Annotated in this window: 23 protein-coding genes and 1 tRNA gene; 11 read left to right on the top strand and 13 right to left on the bottom strand. The window is 68.6% G+C overall.

All coding sequences use genetic code 11. The features are described 5' to 3' along the window. Together atpA and RMO01_RS13495 are read right to left on the bottom strand one after the other, a co-directional pair. On the bottom strand, positions 1 to 1,427 hold a 1,427-nt coding region (gene atpA / locus RMO01_RS13500; protein WP_309629578.1), incomplete at its 3' end, for a F0F1 ATP synthase subunit alpha. Between the two features lie 116 nt (positions 1,428 to 1,543). After that, positions 1,544 to 2,098: a F0F1 ATP synthase subunit delta gene (locus RMO01_RS13495; RefSeq protein WP_309629577.1), complete on the bottom strand. Its 555-nt coding sequence runs from the start codon at positions 2,096 to 2,098 to the stop codon at positions 1,544 to 1,546. A 300-nt stretch (positions 2,099 to 2,398) separates the two neighbouring features. On the opposite strand from RMO01_RS13495, the gene RMO01_RS13490 reads away from it, so the two are divergent. Continuing rightward, entirely contained in the window at positions 2,399 to 3,229 is an 831-nt protein-coding gene (locus RMO01_RS13490; protein WP_309629576.1) for a TerC family protein, read from the top strand. Next, positions 3,229 to 4,062, top strand: a complete 834-nt coding sequence (locus RMO01_RS13485; protein ID WP_309629575.1) for a glutaminyl-peptide cyclotransferase — start codon at positions 3,229 to 3,231, stop codon at positions 4,060 to 4,062. The genes RMO01_RS13490 and RMO01_RS13485 overlap by 1 nt, the downstream gene beginning before the upstream one ends. Positions 4,063 to 4,116: 54 nt before the next feature. On the opposite strand, the gene RMO01_RS13480 is transcribed toward RMO01_RS13485, so the two are convergent. Then, the gene (locus RMO01_RS13480) at positions 4,117 to 6,279 is read right to left on the bottom strand and encodes a primosomal protein N' (RefSeq protein ID WP_309629574.1); all 2,163 of its coding nucleotides are present in this window, start codon (positions 6,277 to 6,279) and stop codon (positions 4,117 to 4,119) included. A 30-nt stretch (positions 6,280 to 6,309) separates the two neighbouring features. On the opposite strand from RMO01_RS13480, the gene fsa reads away from it, so the two are divergent. Genes fsa through RMO01_RS13465 form a run of 3 tightly spaced genes read left to right on the top strand, consistent with a single transcriptional unit; the run spans position 6,310 to position 8,618 of the window. Further along, the gene (fsa, locus tag RMO01_RS13475; RefSeq protein ID WP_309629573.1) at positions 6,310 to 6,963 is read left to right on the top strand and encodes a fructose-6-phosphate aldolase; all 654 of its coding nucleotides are present in this window, start codon (positions 6,310 to 6,312) and stop codon (positions 6,961 to 6,963) included. Between the two features lie 33 nt (positions 6,964 to 6,996). Beyond that, positions 6,997 to 7,707 carry a DUF484 family protein gene (locus RMO01_RS13470; protein ID WP_309629572.1) on the top strand — a complete coding sequence of 237 codons (711 nt, stop codon included), beginning with the start codon at positions 6,997 to 6,999 and terminating at the stop codon, positions 7,705 to 7,707. Further along, complete coding sequence (locus RMO01_RS13465; RefSeq protein WP_309629571.1) at positions 7,689 to 8,618, top strand: tyrosine recombinase XerC; 930 nt, start codon at positions 7,689 to 7,691, stop codon at positions 8,616 to 8,618. Before RMO01_RS13470 ends, RMO01_RS13465 begins: the two co-directional genes overlap by 19 nt. On the opposite strand, the gene RMO01_RS13460 is transcribed toward RMO01_RS13465, so the two are convergent. Next, complete coding sequence (locus RMO01_RS13460; protein WP_309629570.1) at positions 8,615 to 8,953, bottom strand: hypothetical protein; 339 nt, start codon at positions 8,951 to 8,953, stop codon at positions 8,615 to 8,617. The genes RMO01_RS13465 and RMO01_RS13460 overlap by 4 nt on opposite strands. Positions 8,954 to 9,085: 132 nt before the next feature. On the opposite strand from RMO01_RS13460, the gene RMO01_RS13455 reads away from it, so the two are divergent. Next, positions 9,086 to 10,108, top strand: a complete 1,023-nt coding sequence (locus RMO01_RS13455; RefSeq protein ID WP_309629569.1) for a pepsin/retropepsin-like aspartic protease family protein — start codon at positions 9,086 to 9,088, stop codon at positions 10,106 to 10,108. A 1-nt stretch (position 10,109) separates the two neighbouring features. Here RMO01_RS13455 and RMO01_RS13450 read toward each other — a convergent pair whose 3' ends face one another. The 5 genes from RMO01_RS13450 to RMO01_RS13430 form a co-directional block, all read right to left on the bottom strand. After that, a complete protein-coding gene (locus RMO01_RS13450) occupies positions 10,110 to 10,901 on the bottom strand; it encodes an SDR family oxidoreductase (RefSeq protein WP_309629568.1) in 792 nt (263 codons plus the stop codon). A gap of 2 nt (positions 10,902 to 10,903) precedes the next feature. Continuing rightward, positions 10,904 to 12,334 (bottom strand): dihydrolipoyl dehydrogenase, encoded by a 1,431-nt coding sequence (gene lpdA / locus RMO01_RS13445; RefSeq protein ID WP_309629567.1) that lies wholly within the window; start codon positions 12,332 to 12,334, stop codon positions 10,904 to 10,906. 139 nt (positions 12,335 to 12,473) lie between these two features. Then, positions 12,474 to 12,983, bottom strand: coding sequence for a hypothetical protein (locus RMO01_RS13440; RefSeq protein ID WP_309629566.1), 510 nt, complete (start codon positions 12,981 to 12,983; stop codon positions 12,474 to 12,476). 77 nt (positions 12,984 to 13,060) lie between these two features. Continuing rightward, a complete protein-coding gene (locus tag RMO01_RS13435; RefSeq protein WP_309629565.1) occupies positions 13,061 to 14,932 on the bottom strand; it encodes an ATP-binding protein in 1,872 nt (623 codons plus the stop codon). Between the two features lie 204 nt (positions 14,933 to 15,136). Then, positions 15,137 to 17,410, bottom strand: coding sequence for a TonB-dependent receptor domain-containing protein (locus tag RMO01_RS13430; RefSeq protein WP_309629564.1), 2,274 nt, complete (start codon positions 17,408 to 17,410; stop codon positions 15,137 to 15,139). Positions 17,411 to 17,665: 255 nt separating this feature from the next. On the opposite strand from RMO01_RS13430, the gene RMO01_RS13425 reads away from it, so the two are divergent. Both RMO01_RS13425 and RMO01_RS13420 read left to right on the top strand, forming a co-directional pair. Continuing rightward, positions 17,666 to 18,766 carry a phytase gene (locus RMO01_RS13425; protein WP_309629563.1) on the top strand — a complete coding sequence of 367 codons (1,101 nt, stop codon included), beginning with the start codon at positions 17,666 to 17,668 and terminating at the stop codon, positions 18,764 to 18,766. A 36-nt stretch (positions 18,767 to 18,802) separates the two neighbouring features. After that, positions 18,803 to 19,228, top strand: coding sequence for a hypothetical protein (locus tag RMO01_RS13420; protein WP_309629562.1), 426 nt, complete (start codon positions 18,803 to 18,805; stop codon positions 19,226 to 19,228). Between the two features lie 209 nt (positions 19,229 to 19,437). Here the strand turns inward: RMO01_RS13420 and RMO01_RS13415 are convergent. Together RMO01_RS13415 and RMO01_RS13410 are read right to left on the bottom strand one after the other, a co-directional pair. Next, positions 19,438 to 19,512 (bottom strand) — tRNA-Gly (locus tag RMO01_RS13415). A gap of 94 nt (positions 19,513 to 19,606) precedes the next feature. After that, entirely contained in the window at positions 19,607 to 20,389 is a 783-nt protein-coding gene (locus tag RMO01_RS13410; RefSeq protein ID WP_309629561.1) for an SDR family oxidoreductase, read from the bottom strand. 57 nt (positions 20,390 to 20,446) lie between these two features. On the opposite strand from RMO01_RS13410, the gene RMO01_RS13405 reads away from it, so the two are divergent. Further along, positions 20,447 to 20,845 carry a YkvA family protein gene (locus RMO01_RS13405; protein WP_309629560.1) on the top strand — a complete coding sequence of 133 codons (399 nt, stop codon included), beginning with the start codon at positions 20,447 to 20,449 and terminating at the stop codon, positions 20,843 to 20,845. Here the strand turns inward: RMO01_RS13405 and RMO01_RS13400 are convergent. Further along, positions 20,842 to 21,843: an NADPH:quinone oxidoreductase family protein gene (locus RMO01_RS13400; RefSeq protein WP_309629559.1), complete on the bottom strand. Its 1,002-nt coding sequence runs from the start codon at positions 21,841 to 21,843 to the stop codon at positions 20,842 to 20,844. The two genes, RMO01_RS13405 and RMO01_RS13400, sit on opposite strands and share 4 nt — an antisense overlap. Before the next feature lie 35 nt (positions 21,844 to 21,878). Then, entirely contained in the window at positions 21,879 to 22,658 is a 780-nt protein-coding gene (locus tag RMO01_RS13395) for a 2OG-Fe(II) oxygenase family protein (RefSeq protein WP_309629558.1), read from the bottom strand. A 99-nt stretch (positions 22,659 to 22,757) separates the two neighbouring features. Between RMO01_RS13395 and RMO01_RS13390 the strand changes: the two genes are divergently transcribed. Then, positions 22,758 to 23,642, top strand: a complete 885-nt coding sequence (locus RMO01_RS13390; RefSeq protein ID WP_309629557.1) for an isoaspartyl peptidase/L-asparaginase family protein — start codon at positions 22,758 to 22,760, stop codon at positions 23,640 to 23,642. A gap of 119 nt (positions 23,643 to 23,761) precedes the next feature. Further along, positions 23,762 to 26,596, top strand: coding sequence for a pitrilysin family protein (locus RMO01_RS13385; protein ID WP_309629556.1), 2,835 nt, complete (start codon positions 23,762 to 23,764; stop codon positions 26,594 to 26,596). The last annotated feature ends 204 nt before the right edge of the window (positions 26,597 to 26,800 follow it).

The following is a 26,800-nucleotide window of genomic DNA, read 5'->3' as shown; positions in this document are numbered from 1 at the left end:
TCCAGCACCGACTTCAGCTCGGCTTCGAGCTCGGCGGTGAGGTCCTTCTTGGCGCGGATGCCGTCCAGCAGGCCGGCGTTCGACGACTTGATGCGGGCCAGCAGCTCGGTCTCGAAGCGGCCGATGTCGCCCACCGCGATGCCGTCCAGATAGCCGCGCGTGCCGGCGTAGACCGAGACGACCTGCTCTTCCATGGTCAGCGGGCTGTACTGCGGCTGCTTCAGCAGCTCGGTCAGGCGGGCACCGCGGGCCAGCAGCTTCTGGGTCGAGGCGTCGAGGTCCGAACCGAATTTGGCGAAGGCGGCCATTTCCCGATACTGGGCCAGCTCGCCCTTGATCGAGCCGGCGACCTTCTTCATCGCCTTGGTCTGGGCCGAGGCGCCCACGCGCGACACCGAGATGCCGACGTTCACGGCGGGGCGGATGCCCTGGTAGAACAGGTCGGACTCGAGGAAGATCTGGCCGTCGGTGATGGAGATCACGTTCGTCGGGATGTAGGCCGAGACGTCGTTGGCCTGGGTCTCGATCAGCGGCAGGGCGGTCATCGAACCCGAGCCGTAGTCGGCGTTCAGCTTGGCCGAACGCTCCAGCAGGCGGCTGTGCAGATAGAAGACGTCGCCCGGATAGGCTTCGCGGCCCGGCGGGCGGCGCAGCAGCAGGGACATCTGGCGATAGGCGACGGCCTGCTTCGACAGATCGTCATACACGATCAGGGCGTGCATGCCGTTGTCGCGGAAATACTCGCCCATGGCCGTGCCCGAGAACGGGGCCAGGAACTGCAGCGGGGCCGGCTCCGAGGCCGTGGCGGCGACGACGATGGTGTATTCCAGGGCGCCCCGCTCCTCGAGCGTCTTGACGATCTGGGCCACGGTCGAGCGCTTCTGGCCGATGGCGACGTAGATGCAGTACAGCTTCTCGCCTTCCGACGCGCCTTCGACGTTGATCGACTTCTGGATCAGGGTGTCGATGGCCTTCAGGCCGGTCTGCATCGGCTCGTGCACCGATTTCCGGGGAATGATGCCGGGGGCTTTCACGTCCACGCGGCGACGCTCGGTGAACTGGATCGGGCCCTTGCCGTCGATCGGCTCGCCCAGCGGGTTGACGACGCGGCCCAGCAGGCCCTTGCCGACCGGAACGTCCACGATCTCGCCCAGACGGCGGACTTCGTCGCCCTCGGCGATCTGGGCGTCGGCGCCGAAGATCACGGCGCCCACGTTGTCGCGTTCGAGGTTCAGGGCCATGCCCTTCACGCCGGCCTTGGGGAACTCGATCATCTCGCCGGCCTGGACGTTGTCCAGACCGTGGATGCGGGCGATGCCGTCACCGACCGACAGCACCTGACCGACGTCCGAGACGTCGGCTTCCACGCCGAAGTTGGCGATCTGGGACTTGAGGATGGCCGAAATCTCGGCGGCGCGGATGTCCATGTCTGTCTCTCTGTCTTGTCGTTCGGCGCTGTTGGCGTCGTCGGCTGTCTTGGCGCTATCGGCAGAGCCGATCAGCAGTGTTGGCGTTTCCCGCCAGCGGCGGATTGCAGTTTACGTCAGGCCCGTTTGAGGGCGAACTTCATCTGGTCGAGCCTGGTCTTCAGCGAGGCGTCGAAGAGCTTCGATCCGACCTTGACCTTCAGCCCGCCCAGGATCGACGGATCGACGCGGGCGGTCATCTCGGGGGCCTTGCCCAGCGCCTTCATGAGGGCCGAGCGGATGTGGGTGGTCTGGGCGGTCGTCAGCGGCACGGCCGAGACCACCTCGGCGGCGACGGCGCCGGTATGGACCGAATAGAGAGTCTCGAAGCCCGTGATCACGGCGCCGAGGTCGCGGGCCCGGCCGTTCTGGGCCAGCAGGCCGAGGAAATTCTTCGTCGTGGTCTCGAACTTCGCCTTGTCGGCGATGGCGATGAGGCCCTTCTGCTGGTCTTCGGCGGCGATGACCGGCGAATGGGCGAGGCGGCGCAGGTCGGCGCTCTCGATCCAGGCGGCCTTCAACGACTTCAGGTCGGCGCGAACGGCCTCCAGGCCACCCGTTTCCAGGGCCAGGTCGAACAGCGCCTGTGCGTAGCGCGCGCCGACTTCCGTCGTTCTGAAATCGTCAGCCAAGGCCTGTCCGTCCGCTGTGCGTATCTGTTCAAACGACCGGCCGCGAAGCTCGCGCCGGTCAAAGGCTTGTAATGCTTAAGGAAAGCACGCCAAGGGCCGTCTCGTCAGAAACGCCCCCTGGAAGCCGGGCGCCTGATAGCATGGGGTTTTCGCTGTCGCAACCGAAGCCGGGGAACGATACGGTCGCACCCTGCCGGCGCCCGGTCGGCGCGAGCCTCGTCCCTTTCGCCCTAACGTCCGCTTGAACTCTGTCGCGCCCCGTGCGCTACAGGGAAAATTAATCCCGTCCGCGAGACCCCAATGTTCGACAGCATCATCCCGCTTCTCTCAGATCCCGCCGCCTGGGCCGCCCTCGTCACCCTGGTGGTGATGGAGGTCGTGCTCGGCATCGACAATCTGATCTTCATCTCGATCCTGTCGAACAAGCTGCCTCCCGAGCATCGCCAGCGGGTGCGTCGCATCGGCATCGGCCTGGCCCTGGTGATGCGCCTCGCCCTTCTGTCGATCATCGCCTGGCTGGTCGGCCTGATCCAGCCGGTCTTCACGGTCATGGGCAACGAGTTCTCGTGGAAGGACCTGATCCTGATCGCGGGCGGCCTGTTCCTGATCTGGAAGGCGACCAAGGAAATCCACCACACGGTCGATCCCACGCCGACCCACGACGTCCTCGACAAGAAGGACGTGATGATCTCCAACGCCGGCTCGGCGATCGTCCAGATTATCATCCTCGACCTGGTCTTCTCGATCGACTCCATCCTGACCGCCGTCGGCATGACCGAGCACCTGCCGATCATGGTCGTGGCCGTTCTGGCCGCCGTCACCGTCATGCTGCTGGCCGCCGACCCGCTGGCCAACTTCATCGCCAAGAACCCGACCGTGGTCATGCTGGCCCTGGGCTTCCTCCTGATGATCGGCCTGGTGCTGATCGCCGACGGCTTCGGCTTCCATGTGCCCAAGGGCTATATCTACGCCGCCATGGCCTTCTCGGCCGGGGTGGAGGCGCTGAACATGATGGGTCGATCGGCCACCTCCAAGCAGGAGAAGGCCAAGCTTGCCCGTCAGGTCGCCGATCAGGCGGAAGTGCGCGCCAAGGCGGCGGAGGCGGAAGCCGCCGCCGACCCAACTCACTGATGCGTGGGCGGGCGCCCGGGCGGGTCGCGGCGTTCGCGGGGCTGATCGGCCTCGCCTTCGCCCCGGCCGTGTTCGCACAGACGGCGGCGCCGGCGGCCCCCGTCACCCAGACCGTGGCGCCGGCCCAGCCCGCCCGGCCGCCCCGCTACGGCTATGAGATCGTTGCCGTCTATCCGCACGATCCGGCGGCCTTCACCCAGGGGCTCGTGTTTCACGACGGCATCCTGCTGGAGAGCACCGGACGCCATCCGTCCAGCGTGCGCCGCGTGCGCCTTGAGGACGGCGTGGTCTTGCAGAAGCGCGACCTGGATTTGCAGTTCTTCGGCGAGGGCCTGACAGCCGTCGGCGACCGCATCATCACCCTGACCTGGCAGGGCGGTCACGGCTTCGTCTGGGACATCGATGATCTGGAGCCGGCCGGGACCTTCTCCTATTCCGGCGAAGGCTGGGGCCTGACCCACGACGACACGCGCGTCATCCTGTCCGACGGCACCGCCGCGTTGCGCTTCCTCGATCCCGTCACCCTGCAACAGACCGGCTCGGTGCCCGTCACCTATATGGGCCGCCCCCTGGAGCGGTTGAACGAGCTCGAGTTCATCGAGGGCGAGGTCTGGGCCAACGTCTGGCAGACCAACTTCATCGTCCGCATCGACCCTGCGACCGGTGTGGTCACCGGCGTCATCGACCTGACCGGCATCCTGCCCGACCCGGTCGACAATCCCGCCGACGACGTCCTCAACGGCATCGCCTGGGACGCGGAGAACCGGCGACTGTTCGTCACCGGCAAGAACTGGCCGAAGCTGTTCGAGATCCGGCTGACCGAGGCGCGCTGATCCAAGCGGCCGCGCGCTCAAGCAACAAGACGCCGCGTGTCGAGCGGTAGCGCCCTACAGGAAGCTGTACGGGTCCACATCGACCGTTAGCCGCACCGATCCGGGAACCTTCACCCGGCTGAGCCACGACCGCAGGAACCCCTGCAGATCCACGTCGCGATCCGCCCGGACCAGCAGCCGCTTCCGCCGCCGTCCCCGGATCAGCCCCAGCGGCGCATCGGCCGGCCCATAGACCTCCAACCGCTCCGCATTGGGGATCGCTGCGGCCAGATCGTTGGCCACCTTCTCCACGGCCATGGCATCGATCCCCGACAGGATGATCGCCGCCAGCCGCCCGTGCGGAGGCAGGGACGCCGCCTCCCGCTCGGCCATCTCGGCCTCGACGAAGGCGTCCCGATCCCCGGCCGCCAGCGCCATCAAGACCGGATGCTCGGGCGTCCATGTCTGCAGGATGGCCCGTCCCGGCTTGTCCGCCCGCCCGGCCCGGCCCGTCGCCTGGGTCAGCAACTGGAAGGTCCGCTCGGCCGCCCTCAGGTCGCCTCCGCGTAGCCCCAGGTCCGCATCCACCACCCCGACCAGGGTCAGATGCGGGAAGTTGTGCCCCTTGGCCGCCGCCTGGGTCGCCACCAGGATATCGATTTCCCCGTCGGTCATCCGCTGGATCAGGGCCCGCATCGCCTTCGGATCCGGGATGGTGTCGGAGGAGAACACCGCCGTCCGCGCCTCGGGGAACAACTGGCGCACCTCCTCCTCGACCCTTTCGACGCCCGGTCCGACCGAGACCAGACTGTCCTCGGCTCCGCACGATGGACAGAGCTTCGGCCGCACCATCGAGAACCCGGTCAGGTGGCAGACCAGCCGCCCGGTGTAGCGATGCTCGACCAGCCAGCTGTCGGTGTCGGGCGAGGTCATGCGATGCCCGCAGGCCCGGCACAGAACCACCGGCGCATAGCCCCGCCGGTTCAGGAACAGCAGCGTCTGTTCCCCCGCCAGCAAGGTTTCCCCGATCGCCTCCCTCAGCGGCTGCGACAGCCAGGTCTGGGGGTCGGGCGGGTTCTGCCTCAGGTCCAGCAGGCTGATCTGCGGCAGGACCGCCGCCCCGTGCCGGCTCGACAGCTTCAGCCAGCCGTAGCGACCATGGTGGGCGTTCCACAGCGTCTCCAGCGACGGGGTCGCCGAGGCCAGGACCACCACCGCCCCCTCGATCCGGGCCCGCGCCACGGCCAGGTCGCGACCGTGATAGACCAGCCCGTCCTCCTGTTTGAACGACCCGTCGTGCTCCTCGTCCACCACGATCAGCTTCAGGTTCGGGAAGGGCAGGAACAGGGCCGACCGCGCTCCGACCACGATGTTGCAGCGGCCCGCGACCACCGCCTCCCACACCATCCGGCGACGCGGCGGGGCCACGCCCGAATGCCACTCCGCCGGCGCCGCCCCGAACCGTTTCGTGATCCGCTCGATCAGGGCCTGGGTCAGGGCGATCTCTGGCAGCAGGATCAGAATCTGGGCCGATGGATCGCGCTTCAGCGTCCGCGCCACCGCCTCCAGATAGGCCTCGGTCTTCCCCGACCCGGTGACCCCGTCCAGCAGGAAGGGCTTGAACGCCCCGGCCTCCGTCCCCGCCGAAAGAGCGTCCGCCGCCGCCGCCTGGTCCGCGTTCAGCTTCGCCGGCGCATGGTCGGGGTCGGGCGCATCGAAAGCCGCCTCCGCCTCGGTCTCGATAACCTCCAGCACCCCCTCGTCGACCAGTCCCTTGACCACCGCCGACGACACGGCCGCCGCCCGCGCCAGATCCGGGCCCCGCATCGCGCCCTCGCCCAGCGCCTCCAGCACCGAAGTCCGCGCCGCCGTCGGCCGTGCCGGGGTCCGATCCCTGACCCGCCGCACCTTTCGCTCAGGCCTCGGACGCGGCGCCCGCAAGCCCTTCAGAGCCATCGCCGCCATCTCTCCCGGCGGACTCAGGGTCCAGCGCGCGGCCCACTCCACGAAGTCCACCGTCCCCGGCGGCAATGCCGGATCGTCCAGCCGGCTCTCGACCGATTTCAGTCGCCGGTTCGATCCCGTTGTCTCGCGCACCTCGGCCACGATGCCCCGCATCAGGCGCGGACCCAGGGGCACGGCGACCTGATCGCCACGCGCCAGCTCGAGCCCGTCGGCCACCTCGTAGTCGAAGGCCTCGTGCACCGGCAGGGGAATCAGGACCGAGGCGACTTTCACCGCGAGGCCCCGTCAGGTAGACACCGCCCCATGAAACTGTTCCTCGACACCGCCGACGTCGCCGTCATCAAGGACATGCTGCCCACCGGGATGGTGGACGGCGTGACCACCAATCCCACGCTGATCGCAAAGTCCGGGCGCAACATCGCCGAGGTCATCGCCGAAATCTGCGCCCTGGTCGAGGGTCCGATCTCCGCCGAGGCCGTCGCCACCGATTTCGAGACCATGGTCAAGGAGGGCGACAAGCTCGCCGCCATCGCCCCGAACGTGGTCGTGAAACTGCCCCTGACCTGGGACGGCCTGCGCGCCGCTCGCAACTTTGCGGACAAGGGCATCCAGACCAACGTGACGCTTTGCTTCTCCGCCGCCCAGGCCCTGCTGGCCGCCAAGGCCGGCGCCACCTACGTCTCGCCCTTCGTCGGCCGCCTCGACGACCACGGGGCGCAGGGGCTCGAGCTGCTGGAGGAGATCCGGGCCCTCTACGACATCCACGGCTTCGAGACGCAGATTCTGGCCGCCTCCCTGCGCCACCCGGCCCATGTCTCGGGCGCCGCCCTCGCCGGATCGGACGCCGCGACCCTGCCGCCCGAGACTTTCAAGGCCCTGATCAAGCACCCGTTAACCGACAAGGGTCTTGATGCCTTCCTGGCGGACTGGGGCAAGACCGGCCAGTCGATTCTGTAGCCTGCGACCCGGCGTTCCGGGAGGAGCGCCGACGTGAAGTCCACCGACCAGACCGCAGACCTGTTCTCAGCCGGTGAGCTTCATTGGCCGGACGTGCGCGCCTGGCTGCAGGCCCATCCCCAGACCCTTCTTGACGACCGCTCCCTGCTGGAAGAGGTCGGGCTGAAACCCCACGGCCGCAACGTCGTCGAGTTCGGCCGCGCGGCCCTGACCCGGCTCGAGGAGGCCGCCGAGCGCGAAGCCGATGCCAGGAAGCGCATCGAATCCGTCGCCCGCGCCAATTTCGCCGCCCAGACCCAGACCCACGTCGCGGCCCTGGACCTGATGGAATCGCGCAATCACTCCGACCTCGCCCGCCGGCTTGATGCGGTCGCGCAAGGGAGGTTCGGTCTGGCCGGCGCCGCCATCGCCATCGAGAAGCCCGGCGGCGTCCCCTTCGGCTGGCGCGCGCTTGAGGTGGGCGGCGTCGACGCCCTGCTGGGTGACCACGGCCTGACCTGGCTGGGCCCGATGTTCGAGGGCCTCGACCTGTTCGGCCCGTCGACGGAGCAGGTCAGATCGATCGCCCTGATCCGCATGGCTCCGCACCTGGGCGGCGAGCGCCCGGAGGAGGCCCGCCCCGCACTCTGCGCCTTCGCGTCGTCCGAGGAAGAAGGTTTCACCCCGGGCATGGGCTGCGAACTGGTGGCCTTCATCGCCCGGGTCGTCGAACGCACGGCTGAACGATGGCCGATTCTCAACTGACAGCCTCCGAGGCCCTCTCCGCCTGGCTCGAGCATCTGGCGCACGAACGTCGGCTGTCGTCGCGGACGCTGGAGGCCTATGGTCATATCGGCCGGCTCTACCTTGCCTTCCTCGAACGCCATCGCGGCGGACCGCAGAGCCTCGCCGACCTCGGAGCCGTCACCGCCGCCGAACTGCGCGGTCATCTGGCCGAGCGTCGCAGTGGCGATCACCCGTTGAACGCCCGCTCGCTCAGCCAGACCCTGTCGGCGATCCGCACCTTCCACGTCTTCCTCGACCGTCGCTGCGACACGCCGGCGCCCCAGCTTGCCCTCGTGCGCGGGCCGCGCGTCAAGGCCTCGTTGCCTCGCCCGGTCAGCGCCGATCAGGCGCGGGGCATGCTGGCCGAGCCCGCCCTCGATCCCGACACCGAGCCGTGGGAGGCCCTGCGGGACGCCGCCGTCCTGTCGCTGCTCTACGGCTGCGGCCTGCGAATTTCGGAAGCCCTGTCCCTGACCCGCGCCGACGCACCCCTGCCCGAATGCCTCCGCATCACCGGCAAGGGCGGCAAGACCCGGATCGTACCCGTCCTGCCCGCCGTCCGCTCGGCAGTGGACGCCGCACTCGCCGCCCAGCCCTTCCCGCTCGAACCGTCTGACGCCCTGTTTCGCGCCCGACGGGGCGGCCCGCTCAGCGCCCGCCATGTGCAAGCGACGGTCCAGAAGCTGCGCGGCCGTCTCGGCCTGCCCGCCAGCGCCACGCCGCATGCGCTCAGGCACAGTTTCGCCACCCACCTGCTCGGCGCGGGGGCCGACCTGCGCAGCATCCAGGAACTTCTGGGCCACGCCAGCCTGTCGACGACCCAGAAATACACCGCCGTCGACGCCGCCCACCTTCTGGGGGCCTACGCTGCGGCGCACCCACGCGCTTAGCGGCGGATGATTACCGACGAGGGTTCAGTCGAGCGCCCGACTTCACGGCCGACGGCGTTCGAGCCCGGCACACGGTAGTTGACGACGATCGGATCCGGGCAGCCGTTCACACGCCGGTCGAGCAGGCGATAGAGGGCGACGGCGTGGCCGCCCTCGCGCCACATCAGACCGTTGCCCGGCGAGGTCGGATCATTGGCCTGCGTCGGCCCAGGCGCGCAGCCGGGAGATGCGCCATAGACCCGCAACGTGCCCTGCCCTCCGGGAACGGGCGGAGGCGGCATCTGCGGGATCGTCGACTGGGGCGCGCCAGCCAGAAGGAGCAGCATCGACAGCATCGGAACCTCCGCTCAGGCCCGGCATCATACACCTTCAGGCTGCACCCGGATATGACCAATCGGTAACGCGCGCGGGCTATGCGCGCCGTCGCCCCCGTCCTAGGCTCGGGCAAATGCCGCGGGGAGGCGGCCATGATCGAGCGAGCAACGCAGACCAGGGAGGAACCCGGGCGCGAGGGCCTCGACCGCCGGCTGGTGCTGGGCGGCGGCGCCGGCCTGCTGATCGGTCCGGGCCGTCCGGCCTCCGCGCAACAGGCCGCTCCACCGCCGCTCGCTCTCCCGGACGCCCCGCCGCCGGATGCACTGTCCCTGTCGGCGAATCTACTGACCCGGATGGCGGCCGCCGTGCGGCTGAACGGAGGGCGCCCGCGCCTTTTCGTGATCGACACCGGCGCCGAGCGGACCTCGATCGCCCGCGACCTCGCCGAAACCATGGGACTGGAGCCCGGACCGACCGTGGTCGTCCACGGCATCACCTCAGCGGCGACCACCCCCACGGTTCTGGTCGATCGACTGAACTTCGGCAGGCGGCGCTTCAACCACATGGTCATGCCCGTGTTCGAGCGGTCGCTTCTGGCTGCGGACGGCTTGCTGGGTCTGGACATCCTGTCGCAGTTCCGGCTGTCGATGGACCTGGCGGATCGAACCGTCGCCCTGACGCCTTCGGGCCCGAACTTCTATGCGCGCGGTACCGCCTCCTTCATTCCAACGCGGCTGCCGGGCGGAGCGCGGGCGCGCGCCGACGCCTCCGGCCAGCTCATCCTGACCAATGCCGTGGCCGACGGCGTGCCGGTCCAGTCGTTCGTCGATAGCGGGGGCCAGTATTCAATCGGCAACACAGCTCTCCTTCGCGCCGTCGGCGGTCAGGTCGATCCGCGCCCCATTCCGCTCTACGGCGTCACCGGCCAGACCATGGATGCCCAGGCCGGAAGCCTGGACACCCTGCAGATCGGCCGGTACCAGCTCGGACCCACGCCGCTTCTGTTCGCGGATCTGCACGCCTTCCGGGCCCTGGGTCTCAGCGACCGGCCGGCGCTTCTGATCGGCGCTGACGTTCTCTTTCGCTTCCGCCGGGTGGAGCTGGACTACGGCTCGCGTCGCATGGGCTTCGGCGGGCTGCAGCCGCGAACCACGCCCTCGGCCGTCGAGCGGTAGCTCAAATCCCCCGGATCGCGCCGCCGTCGATGCGGATCAGGGAGCCGGTGACATAGGCCGCTTTCGGACTGGCCAGAAAGGCGGCCACGGCCCCGAATTCGGCCGGCTGGCCCAGCCGTCCGACCGGAATACTTTCGACCGACTTCGCCTGCGCCTGTTCGGGCGTCACGCCGGTGCGTTCGGCGTTCGACCGATCCAGCTGCTGGATGCGCGGCGTGTCGATACGGCCGGGCAGCAGGGTGTTGACCGTCACCCCGTCGGCGGCGACCTCCGTCGCCAGGCTCTTGGCCCAGCCGGTGATCCCCGCCCGCAGGGTGTTGGACACGCCCAGCACGGGACTGGGCTCGACCGCCGAGGACGAGGCCACGTTCAGAATCCGTCCCCAGCCCGCCGCCCGCATGGCCGGCAGGACCCGGTCGGTCAGCCGGAACACCGACAGCACCATGGATTCGAACTGGGTCCGCCACAGCTCCGGGTCCAGCCCCGCCACGCCCGACGGCGGTGGCCCGCCCGTATTGTTCAGCAGGATCTCGATCGGCCCACCCAGCAGGCCCTCGGCCGTGTCGACCGCCGCCAGCAGCCCTGCGTGGTCCGCCAGATCGGCGGGCACGACCACCGCCTTGCCGGTCGCGGTCGCATTGATCCCGTCGGCCACGACCTGCAACTTCGCCGCATCGCGCGACAGCAGGGCGACATGGACGCCCTCCGCCGCCAGCGCCTCGGCGACCGCCCGACCGAGGCCGCTGGATGCCCCGCAGACGAGGGCCCTCTTGCAGGTGAGGCGGAGGTCCACGCCTAGGCCTGCATCGTCCAGCCATCGACGCCCATAGCCGCCTGTTTGACGGCTTCCGAGCGGGTCGGGTGGGCATGGCAGGTGCGGGCGATGTCTTCCGACGAGCCGCCGAAGGCCATGGTGATACAGGCCTCGGCGATCAGTTCGCCCGCCGCAGGCCCGAAGATGTGCACGCCCAGCACCTTGTCGGTCGTCGCGTCGGCCAGGACCTTCACGAAGCCCTCGGTCTCATGGGTGATCTTGGCGCGTGAGTTGGCGCTGAAGGGGAACTTTCCCTTTTTGAACGCGACGCCGGCGGCCTTGAGCTGTTCCTCGGTCTTGCCGACCCAGGCCACTTCCGGGGCGGTATAGATGACACTGGGCACCAGGTCGTAGTCGACGTGACCCGCCTTGCCGGCGATGTACTCGATGACGGCGACGGCATCTTCTTCCGCCTTGTGGGCCAGCATCGGCCCGTGGGTCACGTCGCCGATGACCCAGATGCCGTCCTTGCCGGTCTTCAGGTGTTCGTTGTCGAGGAATCCGCGCTTGTCGGTCTCGATCCCGACGGTCTCAAGACCCAGGCCCGCCGTATAGGGACGACGGCCGATGGCGACGAGCACCACGTCCCCGGTCAGGGTCTCGGTCGCGCCGCCGGCTGCCGGCTCCAGGGTCAGGACGACGCCGTCCTTGGCCGCCTTCGCCGAGGTGACCTTGGTCCCCATCCTGAACGTCATGCCCTGTTTCGTCAGGCCGCGCTGGAAGGCGGTCGCGACCTCGGCGTCCATCCCGGCGCCGACCTTGTCGAGGAACTCGACCACCGTGACCTCGGCGCCCAGACGACGCCAGACCGAGCCGAGCTCAAGCCCGATCACGCCTGCACCGATCACGATCATCTTCTTCGGGATCGCCGGAAGCGACAGGGCTCCGGTGGAATCGATGATCTTGCCCTCGACGAAGTCCACGCCCGGAAGCGGGGTGGGCTCCGAACCCGTGGCGATGACGATATCCCTGGCTATCAGCGTCGTGACGGTTCCGTCGGCGGCGGTCACCTCGACCTTGCCCGCAGCCGCGATCTTACCGGTGCCCTTGATCCAGTCGGCCTTGTTCTTCTTGAACAGGAACTCGATGCCCTTGGTCAGGGCCGTGACGCTGTCGGCCTTCTGCTTCATCATCTGCGGCAGGTTGACCTTGGGCGTGCCGACATCGATCCCGAGCGTGCCGAACTCCTTGTTGGCGATCTCGAAAAGTTCAGAGGCGTGCAACAGGGCCTTCGAAGGCATGCAGCCGACGTTCAGGCATGTGCCGCCGAGGGTCTGAGCCTTCTCGACGCAGGCGACCTTGAGACCCAGCTGTCCGGCGCGGATCGCGGCGTTGTAGCCGCCGGGTCCGCCGCCGATGATCACGACGTCGTAGGAAGCGGTTGCGGCGGGGGCGGGGGCGGCGTCTGCCATGGAAACCTCTGGATCGGGCGCGGGCGGGGAGTCGGCCGATGTCCTAGCGCCTGACCGTCCCGGGTCAACCGCTGTGGCGGATATGGGTATTCGTTCCGGCCTCAAACAGCCCGGGGGGCGACAGGCCGACGGGGAGCGTTCAGACGGTGAGATGTCCGGCCTGTCGTTGTCGACGCCTCCGTCGCGAGACGGCTACGATGATCAGGCCCACCGCCAGGAGGACTCCGAGGATCAGCCAGGTCGGATCGACCGGCAGACCCGCCGGCGCCACCGCCTCTGCCGACCGCTGGGCGATCTCGCCGCCGCCGGCATAGGTGTCGGCCTGGATCGAGTCGCTGGCCGGCCCGCCGTTGCTGGTCCGATCGATCGCCAGCCTCAGGACGGCGTCGGCCAGGAAGCCGAGGAAATAGGCGACGGCCGCCCGGGGATTGCCCGCGCCCAGCATGAAGGCCGCAATCAGATAGAGGACCACCGCTCCGATCCACAGCGCGGCCTGCGGAATGCCGCCGCCGGCTTCGGCCATGGCTGAGGCCCGCTCGGTCGCTACCGTGGGATCGGCGCCCTCGAAGAAGGGAGAGATGAAGGGCCAGGCCAGCCAGCCCGCATAGCCGATGACAGCGAGGACCAGAACGAACCGCAGGATCTTCATGGCCGGGCTCCAAACGACGCGAAACGACGTTCGTTAACCTAGCATGACCCTGCGTATAGCCAAGGTGAAGACAGGGCTCAGGCGGCGCTTTCGACGCGCGCTTCAGCGGCCGGCAGGGTCAGGGTCGCCTCGGCGCCCTCGCCCTCGGCGCCTGTCAGGGTCAGTGCGCCGCCCGACTGACGCGCGAAGGCATGGGCCTGGGCCAGACCCAGACCCGCCGCCCCGTCGCGGGTCGTGAAGAAGGGCTCCAGGGCGCGCGCCGCCGTCGCCGCGTCCAGTCCCGGACCGGTGTCGCGCACCGTCAGCCGCACCCCGCCGTCGGCCAGGGCCTCCAGACGCACCGCGACCGAACCGGCACCGCCAAGCGCCTCGACCGCATTGCGGACCAGGGCCTGGACCGCGCCTTCGAAGCCGACCGGATCGACCCGCACAGGCGCTTCATTCGAGGGTCCTTCGATCATCAGATCGACGCCGGGGCCCGCCAGAGCGCGCAACCGCGTCTCCATGGCGCGCAGCAGAACGCCGGAATCCAGCACCTGGGCATGGGCGTCCTCGCCCTGCGAGAAGGCCGACAGGCGGCGCGTCAGGGCCTCGCCACGCTGCCCTGCCGCAAGCGCCGCCTGACCCAGACGACGCACGCGGGCGGGGTCGTCGGCGGTCTTCAGCATCATGTCGAGCGCGCTGGTCATGACGGCGAGCAGGGCGTTGAAGTCCTTGGCCACGCCGCCGGTCAGGCGACCCACACTCTCCAGCCGGCGCGACGCTTCGTTGCCCGTCTCGACCTGGGACAGGGCCTGCGCGCGCGCCTCTCCGGCGGCCCGTTGGGCCTCCGCCCGCTCGGCTTCGATCTGGGCGCGGGCGGCCTCGAGTTCGGCCTGCAGCTGCGTCTCGCGCGACGCGGCGGTTTCAATTTCCGGCGCCGGGTCGGCGACCGGTTCGGCCGGGGCGACACTCCCGGCGTCCGGCGTAGATTCCGGCTGGGGGGCGGGTTCAAGCTCCACTACAGGCGCGGGCTCGACTTCGGCCTCCGGCACGATTGGATCGCCGGCCAGCAGCAGGGCGTCGATCGGCTCGCCCGGTGCGTTCAGCGGCAGAATCCGCCAGGCCACGCCGTTGTCGCCACCCATCGTCGAGGCGATGCCATCGGCCTCGCCCGGCTGGGCGTTGATGGCGGCGCGCAGGGTCTGGCGGCCTTCGACCCGCTCGGTCTCGCCCAGGAACTGGTCGGCGAAATCGGCGCCGATGACATCGAGCGTGCGCCCGAACAGGGCCAGGGCCACGGGATTGGCTTCGCGCACCACGCCGTGGGCGGACACCACCACCAGGGCGCTTGAGGCCGCCTCGAACACGCGGCGGGTCAGGTCGTCGCTGGTCGCGACAGGCGGGATCTCAGGCTGGAAGACTTCCGGCGTGGTCAGACCTTCGGTCTCCACGATGGCGGCGGTCGAGCCGATGACCTGGCCGTGGGAGTCCTCAATCGGCATTGCGGTCACCGAGACCAGCATCTTTCGACGCGTCGCGGGATTGGCGAGGATGTGCTGGAAGCCTTTCACCGTCTGACCGCGCAGGGCGCGCGCGCTGGGCAGCAGGTCCGGCGGGACAGGACGGCCGTCGGGATAGGTGATGCCCCAGGTCGCGGAATGGAACCGCAGCCCGATCAGCTCGGCGTCGCGACGCCCCATCAGCTGGTGGGCGGCGCGGTTGGCGAAGACGAACTTGCCGCCGCGATCGGTCTGGACCAGGGCGACAGGAATGGCGTTCAGAGTCTCATAGAGCCGCGTCTCCGCCGCCTCGCGCGCCTTCGACACGGCGCCCAGTTCGTCTGAGGTCGAGACATGGCGGGTCCGGTTGGTCACCGCGAAGATCAGCGACAGGATGGCGACGACCGAGGTCACGGCGGCGACGACGCCCAGCACCAGAACCCAGTCGATGTCGCCTTCCATGAACATGTTCGGTCTTCCTGTCTTGGCACGCGGCGCGGTGTTCTACCGGATGACTGCAAGCCCGGCGCCGCCCGGCGTCCCAAGCCGGTTACGGCCTGTCCCGGCGCGGGTCCAGTCGCTTTCGCGCGATGCCTGTGAACGACCATTGAACAACGCAGAAGGGCCGGGCGTCACCGCCCGGCCCTTCTTGTTCCGAGACGCTTTGGGGCCCTAGAAGGCGACGCGCAGCACGGCCTGATAGACCGGGCCGGCGGTTTCCCGCTCCAGCTCGTATTCGTCGAAGCTGCGGCTCATCTGGTCGCCCAGATCGGCGAACTTGTTGAAGTCCTCTTCCTTGGCCGAGTCCAGCAGGTTGGAGCCCGTCAGGCGCAGGACCGTGTTCGACCACAGTTGCTTCTCGACGAAGATTTCCAGGTCCGCGCCGTAGCGGGTCGTGACCTCCTCGGCGATGACGCGGCCATAGGCTTCGCCCTGCTTGCGGTAGGTGGCGCCGAAGGCGGCGTTCCACGACCGGATGTCCTGGGTGAAGCCGAAGTTCAGCACATAGTCCGACTGGTCGTTGAAGCGACGATCGCCCATGAAGTCCGAGATCGACGAGTCCAGCCACGAGGCGTTCAGGAACACCCCCGTGGTGTCCATGCCGATGAAGTCCAGCGGCGTCGACAGGTCGAACTCGACGCCATAGACCTCGCCGTCGCCGACGTTATCGACGGTGTAGACGAAGGTCCCGGCGCCTGCCGAACCGGTCCGGCCCGTGTTCACGTCTTCGATCAGGTCGGTGATGTCACGGTAGAAGACGTTCAGGCCGACCACGCCGCGCGCGCCCAGGCGGCGCTCGACGCCGACGTCCACGCCCCAGGCCGTTTCGGGCTGGAGTTTGGGATTGCCGACGAAATCGCTGTCGCCCTTTTCCTCTTCGAGCAGGGCGGGCGACAGGCTGTCGAAGTTGGGGCGGCGAACGGTGCGGGCAGCCGAGACGATCAGGCGGTCGGTGTCGTTCAGCTGGAACCGCGCGCTCGCCGACGGCAGCAGGATGGCGTAGTCCTTCTCGATGGCGTTCGACGCACCGGCGAGCGCGATGCGCGGAATGGTCTGGTCGTCGATCGAGGTTTCGGTGGTTTCGTAGCGCAGACCGGCTTCCCACTTCAAATCGCCGCTGCCGCCCGACACCATGACGTAGGGGTCGATGCGGGTTTCCTCGATGGTCGACAGACCGCCCGGGATGGGGATGAGCGGGCCAAAGGCGGGCTGGGCCGGGCGCGGCGCCGGGGCGTTCGGGATGGTGAAGCGCACGCGGGCCGGCTCGGTGATGTCGGTGTCCCGCTCCTTGCCGACGTACTGGACGCCGAACTCCAGCTCGATCGAGTCCGTCAGGGGACGGGTGTGCTCCAGCGCTGCCGAAACCTCCTGGTCCTCGATGTCGGTATAGGTCTGGTCAGCCGTGAAACGATCTTCTTCCGGGAAGATGATGGCGTCGCGCAGGTACTCGGCCTCGTTCTCGAACTCGAACTGGTCGTCGGTCAGCGAGGCGAAGCCCAGCTTGAACCGCGTCTCGCCGCCGAACATCTCGCGCTCGTAGCGGGCGCGCAGCTGCAGGTTGTCCGTTTCAATATCGACATTGTTGTCGTTGATCGTCAGCAGGTCCGCGTCCGACCGGCGGCCGCCGCGATACTCGATCGAATCCTCGTCCTGCAGGCGTTCGGTGCGAACGAAGACGCCGGAAACGTCCAGGGTGCCGCCCGCCACGTCGACTTCATAGGCGGCGTTGAATGAGTAGTCGGTGCCCGAACGCACATCGGTCTGGACCTCGACGTTTTCGAGAACGCCGCCCGGACGGTCGTAGCGGGCGCTGAACTTGTCCTTGGGGTTGATCCGGTCCTGGATGCTGGCGCCCACGAGCAGACGGCCGGCCCCGACCTGGCCGCCGTAGACGGCGCCGAAGGTCTCGCCGATCTCATTGCCCGGGAAGACGATCACACCGCCGCGCACATAGCCGCCGTCCAGCGACAGGGCGTCGCGCAACACGATGTTGATCGCGCCGGCGACCGCGTCGCCCGACCGGTTGGCCGAGGATGAGCGCACGACCTCGACACGCTCGATCAGCTCGGCGGGGATGCGGTCGACGAAGAAGGAGCGGTCGACGCCGGCGCCCGGGACCCGTTCGCCGTTGATCAGGACCTGGGTGTAGCCCGGGTCCAGGCCGCGCAGGCGGACGCCGTCCGATTCCAGCACGTCCGACAGGAAGGTCACGCTGGGCACGCGCTTGAGGGCGTCGCCGACGGTCAGCGGCTCGAAGCGCTGGAAATATTCCAGGTCGTAGGACAGGGTCGGAACGACCTCGTCGGTGCGGTTCCGCAGGACCGGGCGGCCCGTGACGATCACCTCTTCCAGCGCGGTGGCCGGAGCCTCCTGAACCTGGGCGAAGGCGGCGTTGCCGATGAGCAGGGGCGCGAAGGCGGCGCCCAGCAGAAGTGCGAGTTTCATTTTGAGCATCCCCGATGGCCCGGTCAGCGCTGCCGCTGCCGGTTCTGTCCGCTGCTGCTAAGCTGGAGCAGCGACGCCACGGCGACGCTTGTGCGAAGAGCCCGAGGCGATTCGCGAACACCGTCGTGACAGTCCATCCGTAGACGGTCGAATATCCGCTCCGTCTGACCGAAACGCCGCATCTGACCGGGGTTGACCACCGGTATCCCGCGTGGTTTGCGCCGCCGCGCCACGCCCTTCCATCAAGGATTCGCCATGCGCCAGATCGCCCTCTTCACCGCCGCCGTCGCCGCCCTGCTGCTCGCCGGCTGCGCCACCCGCGAGGTCGACTACCAGGGTGAGGGCGAAGGCGTGATCGGCGCCGGCGTCCGGGTCCAGGCGACGCTGGAGACGCCGTCGGTCGGCACGGGTGGCGGCGAGGACGCGGCCGACGACCCGGCCATCTGGGTCGGCGACCGCCCCGTCGTCATCATGGGAACCACCACCCCCGGCTTCGTCGCCGGCACCGACAAGAAGGCGGGTCTTTACATCTACGGCTTCGACGGCGCCGTGCTCCAGTTCATGCCCGAGGGCCTTCTGAACAACGTCGATGCGATTGACGGCCTGGCCGTCTCGGGTCGTCCGCAGGTGGTGCTGGGCGCCAGCGACCGGACGCCCGGCAGGGAGGGCGTCTCCCTCTATCTGTTCGATCCCGCCGCCACGGGCCAGAACGGCGTCCGCCCTTGGGGGGCCATCCGCACAGATGTGGTCGAGCCCTATGGTTTCTGCTTCGCCCGTCGCGGCAATGAGATCCACGCCATCCTCGTCGGCCACGAGGGCGAGGTGCGCCAGTTCGTCCTGACCGCCGACGCCGCGGGCCAGCCGGTCTCGCGTGAGGTTCGCCGGTTCGACATCGGCACCATCTCCGAGGGCTGCGCCGCCGACGACGCGACCAACGCCCTGTATCTGGCCGAGGAGAACGTCGGCGTCTGGCGCTATGGCCTCGACCCGGCCTCGGGCGACGCCCGCACCCTGATCCAGGGCATCGAGACCGACCGACTGGTCGCCGACGCCGAGGGCCTGACCATTCTGGCGGACGGAGAAGCCCGCTATCTGATCGGCTCCAGCCAGGGCGACAGCGCCTTCCCGGTCTGGCGCATCGACGGCGCCGCGCCCGAGTACAAGGGCCGGTTCGTGGTCGAGGACGGGGTCGTGGACGGGGTCACAGGCACCGACGGTCTGGCGGCCCTGGGCGGCCGGGTCTCGGACGCCTTCCCCGAAGGCGTCGTGGTGGTCCAGGACGACGTCAACGACGTCGGCACCCAGAACTTCAAATACATCGACTGGCGCGTCATCAAGGCGGCGCTCGGCCTCTGATTGATCCGCGAGGCCTCCGGTAGTTAGTCTGACCGGATGACCGACGATCATGGCTCCGACGATTCGACCGAAGACTTCAGCGAAGACGGCGGCGGCTTCGACGCCGACGACTGGTCGCGGCTGAAGCCTTTCACCGGTCGGGTGGCCACCCTCGACGACGTCCAGGCCCGCCGGGCGGTCTTCGCCCTGGGCGATAGCGAAGACCCGCAGGTCATCGACATGGACCTGCCCCAACCCGTCATCTGGTGGGACGACGACGGCGAACAGGGGGCGGTCGCGGTCCAGGCCGAGGTCCACGCCGGCGCCTTCGGCGAACCGATGGAGGTGCTGGGCCTGATCCTGCCCGACGGCGACGCCGTGGTGGCCCTGCTGGACGATGTCGACCTGGTCGACGACACCGATCCCCACTGGCGACGTCTGGTGGACGAGGCGATCGACCCGAACGCGGCGAACGAGGACTGAACACCGCGCTCAAGCAGCGAGGCTCCGCGATCCGAGCGGCAGCGTCCCAAAGGCAAAGAAGCAAAAAGGCCCGGTCTTGCAACCGGGCCTCTTGTTTCGACTGGAGCGGGCGAAGAGATTCGAACTCTCGACCCCAACCTTGGCAAACTCACGCAGCCCGGTGCGGAATTGAAAAAGGCCCGGTCGAAACCGGGCCTCTTCAAATCGACTGGAGCGGGCGAAGAGATTCGAACTCTCGACCCCAACCTTGGCAAGGTTGTGCTCTACCACTGAGCTACGCCCGCACTCCGTAACGGGGCCCGGCTGGGCGATCCGTCTCGTCGAGAGCGGGGCCTATAGCGGACCCTGACGGTCCGTCGCAAGGCCCCTTTTCGAAAATTACCTCGGCGCCATCCGGATAGCCCCGTCAAGCCGGATGCATTCGCCGTTGATGTAGACGTTGCGGGCCAGCTCCAGCACCAGCGAGGCGTAGTCCGAGGGCTTGCCCAGGCGGCTGGGGAAGGGGATCTGGGCGGCCAGGGCGTCCTGGATCTTCTGGTCCATGCCGGCCATCATCGGGGTCCACATGATGCCGGGCAGGATGGTGTTGCAGCGGATGCCTTCCTGGGCCAGATCGCGGGCGACCGGCAGGGTCATGGCGTAGACGCCGCCCTTGGAGGCCGAATAGGCCGCCTGGCCCACCTGACCGTCCTGGGCCGCCACCGAGGCCGTGTTGACGATCAGACCGCGTTCGCCGTCTTCCATGGGCTCCAGCGTCAGCATGCCTGCGGCCGATTGGCTCAGGACGCGGAAGGTGCCGAACAGGTTGACCCGGACGGTGCGCTCGAACTGGGCCATGTCGTGGGCCTTGATCTCGCCGGTGTCCCTCTTGCGCGAGACGGTCTTCATGCCGGTGGCGATGCCGGCGCAGTTGACGGTCAGACGCTCCTGCCCGTGGGCGGCGCGGGCCTTGTCGAAGGCGGCGGCGACCGAGGCGTCGTCGGTGACGTCGACGGAGCAGAAGATTCCGCCGATTTCTTTCGCGATGGCCTCGCCCTTCTCGGCGTTGAGGTCGAACAGGGCGACCTTTGCGCCTGTCGCCGCGAGGGCACGCGCCGTTCCTTCGCCGAGGCCCGAAGCCCCGCCCGTGACCACTGCCGCGATCGACCCGTCGAGTTTCATCGTAATCGTCCCTATGTTCTGATCTGAACTTCTGATTGCCGCGGGGATTTAGCCGCCATGACCGCCAAAGCCAAACCCATCACCCCCGAAGACGCCATCGATCCGTCGAAGGCGCTGGTCCCTTCGGTGCAGAAGGTCAACGAGGTGCGGGTCAAGGCCGGCTTCTGGCCCAAGATCGGGCGGGTGGCCGCCCGCATCCCGTTCGCGAACCAGGCCGTGTCCGTCTATTACGCCGCGCGTGACCCGGAGACGCCGATGGCGGCCAAGGGGATCATGCTGGGGGCGCTGGCCTATTTCGTCATGCCCATCGACGCCATCCCGGACGTCCTGGCCGGGATCGGCTTCACCGACGACGCGGCGGTGATCACGGCGGTCATCGCCACGCTCGGGGCCAATATCAGAAAGCGGCACCGCGAGGCGGCCGAGAAAGCCCTCGACCGCCTGCGCGACAGCTAGCTTTCGACGGTCACCACGACCTTGCCCATGACCGTGCGGTCCGACAGGGCCTGGATGGCTTCGTGGGCCCGCTCCAGCGGGAAGGTGCGGCTGACGCGCGGCTTGATCTTGCCCTCGGCCCAGAACGTCATCAGGTCGGCGACATTGGCCTTGTGGCCCTCGGGGTCGCGCGCGGCGGCGGCGCCCCAGAAGACGCCCACGACCGACACCGACTTCAGAAGCGTCAGGTTCAGCGGGAAGGACGGGATGCCCGCCGGGAAGCCGACCACCAGATAGCGGCCGTTCCAGTCCATCGACCGCAGGGCCGGTTCGGCATAGTCGCCGCCGACGCCGTCGTAGACCACGTCCGGACCGTCGCGGCCCGAGGCCAGCTTGAACTCGCCCGACAGCTCCTTCTGGGCCGCCTTGTCCATGGCGCCTGACGGGTAGATCAGGCCGTTGTCGGCCCCGAGCTCCAGGGCGAACTGGACCTTGTCGTTGGTCGAGGCGGCGGCGATGACATGCGCTCCCATGGCCTTGCCCAGCTCCACGGCCGCCGCGCCCACGCCGCCGGCCGCGCCCAGCACCAGCAGGGCCTCTCCGGCCTTCAGCCGGGCCCGATCCTTCAGGGCGTAGTAGGACGTGCCGTAGGTCATGATCAGGGCCGCGCCCTCCTCGAACGACATGGCGTCGGGCATCTTGATCAGGGTCTCGGCCCGCACGGCCAGCCGCTCGACCATGCCGCCCCAGCCGGGCATGGCGATGACGCGGTCGCCCTTGAAGACGCCCTTCACCCCCTCGCCCACGGCCTCGACCACGCCCGAGACCTCGCCGCCAGGCGAAAAGGGCCGCTGCGGCCTGAACTGGTATTTGTCCTCAATGATCAGGGTGTCCGGGAAGTTCACCCCCACGGCCTTGACCTCGATGATGACCTCGCCCGCCTTGGGGGTGGGATCCAGCACCTCCTCGACGACGAGGCTGTCGGGGCCGCCGACGGTCTTGGACAGGACTGCGCGCATGGAGTGTCTCTCGCTTTGAAAAATGATGGCCCGGATCAGGCGTGGCCGGGCGGAATCGCGTCCCGGATCCAGCCGGTGATCGACAGACGGGGCGCGCCGGCGAACGGCGCCACGAAGCTGACCGCATGGCGCTGGGGCACGCGGAAGATGTTCAGGGCGTTGTAGCTCGGCCGGTAGGCCTCGGCCACATGGCCGTCATCGTCGATGAAGGCCAGCAGTCCGCCCCAGTCCGTCCGCCAGTCCGGCGTGAGATTCAGTACATAGGCGTAGAGTCGCCCCGCCGAGGGCTTTTCGTCGTCGTGCTCGGTCAGGTAATGGCCCGCCGTATAGCGGGTCGCCTGGGCATCGACGTAAACGCAGCGAGGGTCACCGGTCAGGCTTCGCACGAAACCGAGGAACGAAGGTCCGTTCAGAAAGGCGGCGACCTGGCGCCACGCGTCTGGCAGAGGTCCGCCCTTCTCGATCGGGGTCGAGATCCGTACCGTGTCGAACATATAGTGGAAGCCGCGCGCGGCCTCCTGGTGAGCCAGGGCAAGGACCTTGGCGCGATCGGCAGGGGCGAGGCCCTCGATCATCTCCACCGGCACGTCGGCGACCACCCCTCCGCCGATTGTCGAACATATCCAGTCGCGTTCCGACGCCAGAAGAGCATGCAGATGGTGGGCGGCGTCGGCGGTCAGAAAGCCAGGTACATGGAGGCGGCCGAAGCGGTCGAACGCGGATTTGAGCGGCCGGGGATCCAGCGTCGGGTCCAGCGACAGCGGCCCCGGCAGGTCAGCCGGACCAGCGGACGGGCGAATAAGACGATCGGTCATCGACAGGGACAAATTATCCGAATGGCCGCAGTGGACAGGATGCTGTCCCCCGGTGCAGGGCAGAACGCTAACGATCCGATGCGCTTTAGGGAAGACGCCATGCCTGCCCCCGCCCTCATCCTCCACGGCGGCGCCGGCGCGCGGCGCAGCCGCGACTACACCGCCGAGATCGCCCATATGCGCGAGGTGGTCGAGGCCATGAGGGTGCGGCTGGAGGCCGGCGCGTCGGCGCTGGATGTGGCGGTGGAGGCGACGGTGCTGCTGGAGGATTCCGGCCTCTATGTCGCCGGTCGCGGGGCCTCCCCCAACCTGGCGGGCGAATACGAACTGGACGCCAGTCTGATGGACGGGCCGAGCCGCCGGGCGGGCGCCGTCACCGCCTTCCAGGGCTACAAAAATCCCATTCGGGCCGCACGTGCGGTGATGGAGCACAGCCCGCACGTCCTGCTGGCCGGGTCCGGCGCGGCCCGGTTTGCGGGCGAGCACGGTCTGGAGCCGATCACCGATCCCGAGGCCTGGTTCACCCGCGCCGGTCAGGGCGAGGACAACCACCCGCCCGGACAGGGACCGGCATTGAGCCACGGCACGGTCGGCTGCTGCGTGCTGGACACAGAGGGACGGCTGGCGGCCGCCACCTCGACCGGCGGCGTGTTCGGCAAGCTGCCTGGGCGGGTGGGCGACACGCCGATCCCGGCAGCGGGCGTCTGGGCCACTAACCGGGTCGCCGTCTCCTGCACGGGTCAGGGCGAATATTTCATCCGCACTGCGGCGGCGGCCCAGATGGACTGGCGCGTCGAGGCGGGCGCTTCCATCACCGAGGCTGGACAGGCGGTCATCGCCGGCATCGGCGCGATGGGCGGCGACGGCGGCCTGATCGCGCTCGACGCTGCGGGCCATCGCGCCGACCCCTTCAACAGCCAGGGCATGAAGCGCGCCTGGCTGACGCCGGACGGCGAGATCGGCGTCGAGGTGTTCGGGAAGTAGGCGGCTGGTGGCTGATCGTGCGCCCGATTCTCGCCAGCCACCCTTCACATTACACCGCCGTAACGTGCGCCCTTCCCCCGGACTGATACGGTCCCTCCGCAACTCCGGAGTCCCCGTCCATGAAGTCTCGTCTGAAATCGGCCGTCGCCGCCCTCGCCATCGTCACCGCCCTGGGGACCTTCTCGCCCGTGATGGCCCAGACTCCGCCGGCCTCTGTCGAGGTGCCGCCGCTGGGCTTCGTGAAGCGGACCCTGGCGAACGGCATGGACGTCTACACCGCGCGCGACACGACGACGTCGAACGTCACGGTCCAGGTCTGGTACCGGGTCGGCGGCAAGGACGATCCGGAAGGCCGCTCGGGCTTCGCCCACCTGTTCGAACACCTGATGTTCAAGGCGACCAAGGACTTCCCGGACGAGACCTTCGACCGCCTGACCGAGGACGTGGGCGGCAACAACAACGCCTTCACCAGTGACGACGTCACCGCCTATCACGAGACCATCCCGGCCAATCACCTCGAGCGTCTGATCTTCGCCGAGGCCAGCCGCCTGTCCTCGCTGGTCGTCGATGAAAGCGTGTTCGAGAGCGAGCGCGACGTGGTCAAGGAGGAGTACCGACAGGGGGTCCTCGCCCAGCCCTACGGCCGCCTGTTCAGCCTGTTCATGCCGGCGACCATCTATCAGCAAAGCCCCTACCGTCGCGGCGTGATCGGCTCACTGGAGAACCTGGACGCCGCCACCATCGAGGACGTCCGCCGGTTCCATGCCACCTACTACCGGCCCGACAACGCCATCCTGATCGTGGCGGGCAATTTCGACCAGGCCCGGCTGGACGGCTGGATCAATGAATACATGGCGCCGATCGCCAATCCCGACCGGCCCTTGCCCGAAAACAACGTCGTCGAGCCCGAGCCGACCGGCCCGCGCGAGGCGACCTTCCATGCGCCGAACGTGCCGCTGCCGGCCGTCGTCCTGGCCTGGCCGACCGTGGCCTATCGTGACGCCGATCGTATTCCCCTGACTGTGCTGGACGGTATCCTGTCGACCGGAGAGAGCTCGCGGATGTACCGCTCGCTGGTCTATGAGCAGCAGATCGCGGCCCAGGCCTCGTCCGGCCCCGACTTCTCCCAGCAGTCCGGCTATCTGTCGGCCTACGCCATCATGGCCGACGGCGAGACGCCCGAGACCGGGATCGCCGCCATCCGGGCCGAGATCGCGAACTTCCGCGATGCGCCCGTGACCGAGGCGGAACTGACAGAGGCCAAGAACGAACTGGTCGCCAACGCCCTGCGCGGCCGCGAGACCATAGACGACCGGGCCAGCGCGCTCGGCTGGGCCCTGATCAACACCAATGACGCCTCGGTCGCCGACCGCGAGATCGCCCAGATCCAGGCCGTCACCGCCGCCGACATCCAGCGCGTCGCCCGGCGCTATCTGACCGATCAGCGCGCCCTGACGATCCGCTACCTGAACGCCGACGACGCCAACCCGGTGACGGAACAGACGACGGCCTTCACCGCCCCGGTCACCGTCGCCGACCTGGCCCCGGTCGGTCAGGTCTTCACCCTCCTGCCCGAGGCCGAGCGCGCCGCCCTGCCGGCGACGACCGAGCCGGTCGCCCCGACCACGCCGCCGGTCGCCGACTTCCATCTCGACAACGGCCTGCGCGTGCTGGTCGTCGAGAAGGACGGCCTGCCGCTGGTCTCCGCCCGCCTGAATTTCGACGCCGGTTCGGGCGACGAGGCTCTGGGCAAGGCCGGAGTCGCCGCCATGACCGCCGCCCTGCTGACCCAGGGCACGGCCACGCGCAGCGCACCCGAAATCGCCACCGAGATCGAACAGCTCGGGGCCACGATCGGCGCCGGTTCGGGTCCCGATTTCTCCAATGTCTACGCCAATGCCCCGGCCAACGTCTTCCCGCAGACGGTCGCCCTGATGGCCGATCTGGTGCGCAATCCGGCCTTCGCGCAGGAAGAGCTGGATCGCCAGCGCGACCAGACCCTGGACGGCCTGCGCGTCGCCCTCGCCACCCCCGGTCCGGTCGCCTCGCAGGCCGCCGCCCGGGTCATCTACGGCGATGCGGCCTACGGCGCCCCGGGTTCAGGCACCCTGACCAGCATCCCCGCCATCACCCGTGAGGATGTGGCCGCCTTCCACCAACGCCGCTATCGCCCGTCCGAGGCGACCCTGGTCTTCTCCGGCGCCATCTCCGAATCCGACGCCCGCGCCCTGGCGCAGTCGGCCTTCGGGAACTGGAGCGAGGCCGGCCCGAGCGACGCACGCGCGGCCCCGATCGACCAGCCTTTGCCGCCGCGGATCGTCGTCATCGACCAGCCGGGCGCCGGTCAGGCGGCGGTCACGGTGGCGCTTCGCGGCGTGTCGCGGACCGACGCCGACTATTTCCCCCTGACCCTGGGCAACACCCTGCTGGGCGGCAGCTTCACCTCCCGCCTGAACCAGGAAATCCGTATCAAGCGCGGTCTCAGCTACGGCACCCGCTCGTCCCTGGGCGTGCGGCGCGAGGATGGCCTGTTCACCGCCAGCGCCCAGACGCGCAACGACGCGGCGGTCGAGGTCTCCGACCTGATCCTGACCGAGATCAGCCGCCTGTCGACCACCCGGCCGACAGAGAGCGAGCTGACTACCCGCCAGGCCATCCTGACCGGCGCGTTCGGCGACTCTCTGGAAACCGTCGACGGTCTGGGCGGTCTCGTCGCCGGCCTGGCGCTCTACGACCTGCCGATGAGCGAGCTGGCGGCCTATGTCGGCAAGGTCGAGGCCATCGACGGGGCGGCGGTACAGTCCGCCTTTGCCGAACACCTGCCGGTCGATCGGGCCAGCCTGGTCATCGTCGGCGACGCGGCCCAGTTCATCGACGCCCTGCGCGCGAAACACCCGAACGTCGAGGTCATCCCGATCACGGCGCTGAACCTAGACAACGCGGCGCTGCAGTAGGGCATGGAGCTCCCTCTTCCCTTGCGGGAGAGGGAGACCGCGCACGACGGCGGAGCCGTCGTCCTGGCGCGGTCGGGTGAGCAACCATGTTCAGGCGGGTTTGGCTTTGGCCCATGGTTGGCCTCTGGCGAGGATGAGGTTTGCGGCCTCGACGAGCTTTCGCATGACGGCGACTATGACGAGCTTTGGAGGCTTTCCGGTGCC

This window comes from Brevundimonas sp., from assembly GCF_031412435.1.
Taxonomy (GTDB): Bacteria; Pseudomonadota; Alphaproteobacteria; order Caulobacterales; family Caulobacteraceae; genus Brevundimonas.
The sequence above is the reverse complement of the archived record's forward strand: the minus strand, read 5'-3'. Positions and strand labels throughout refer to the sequence as shown.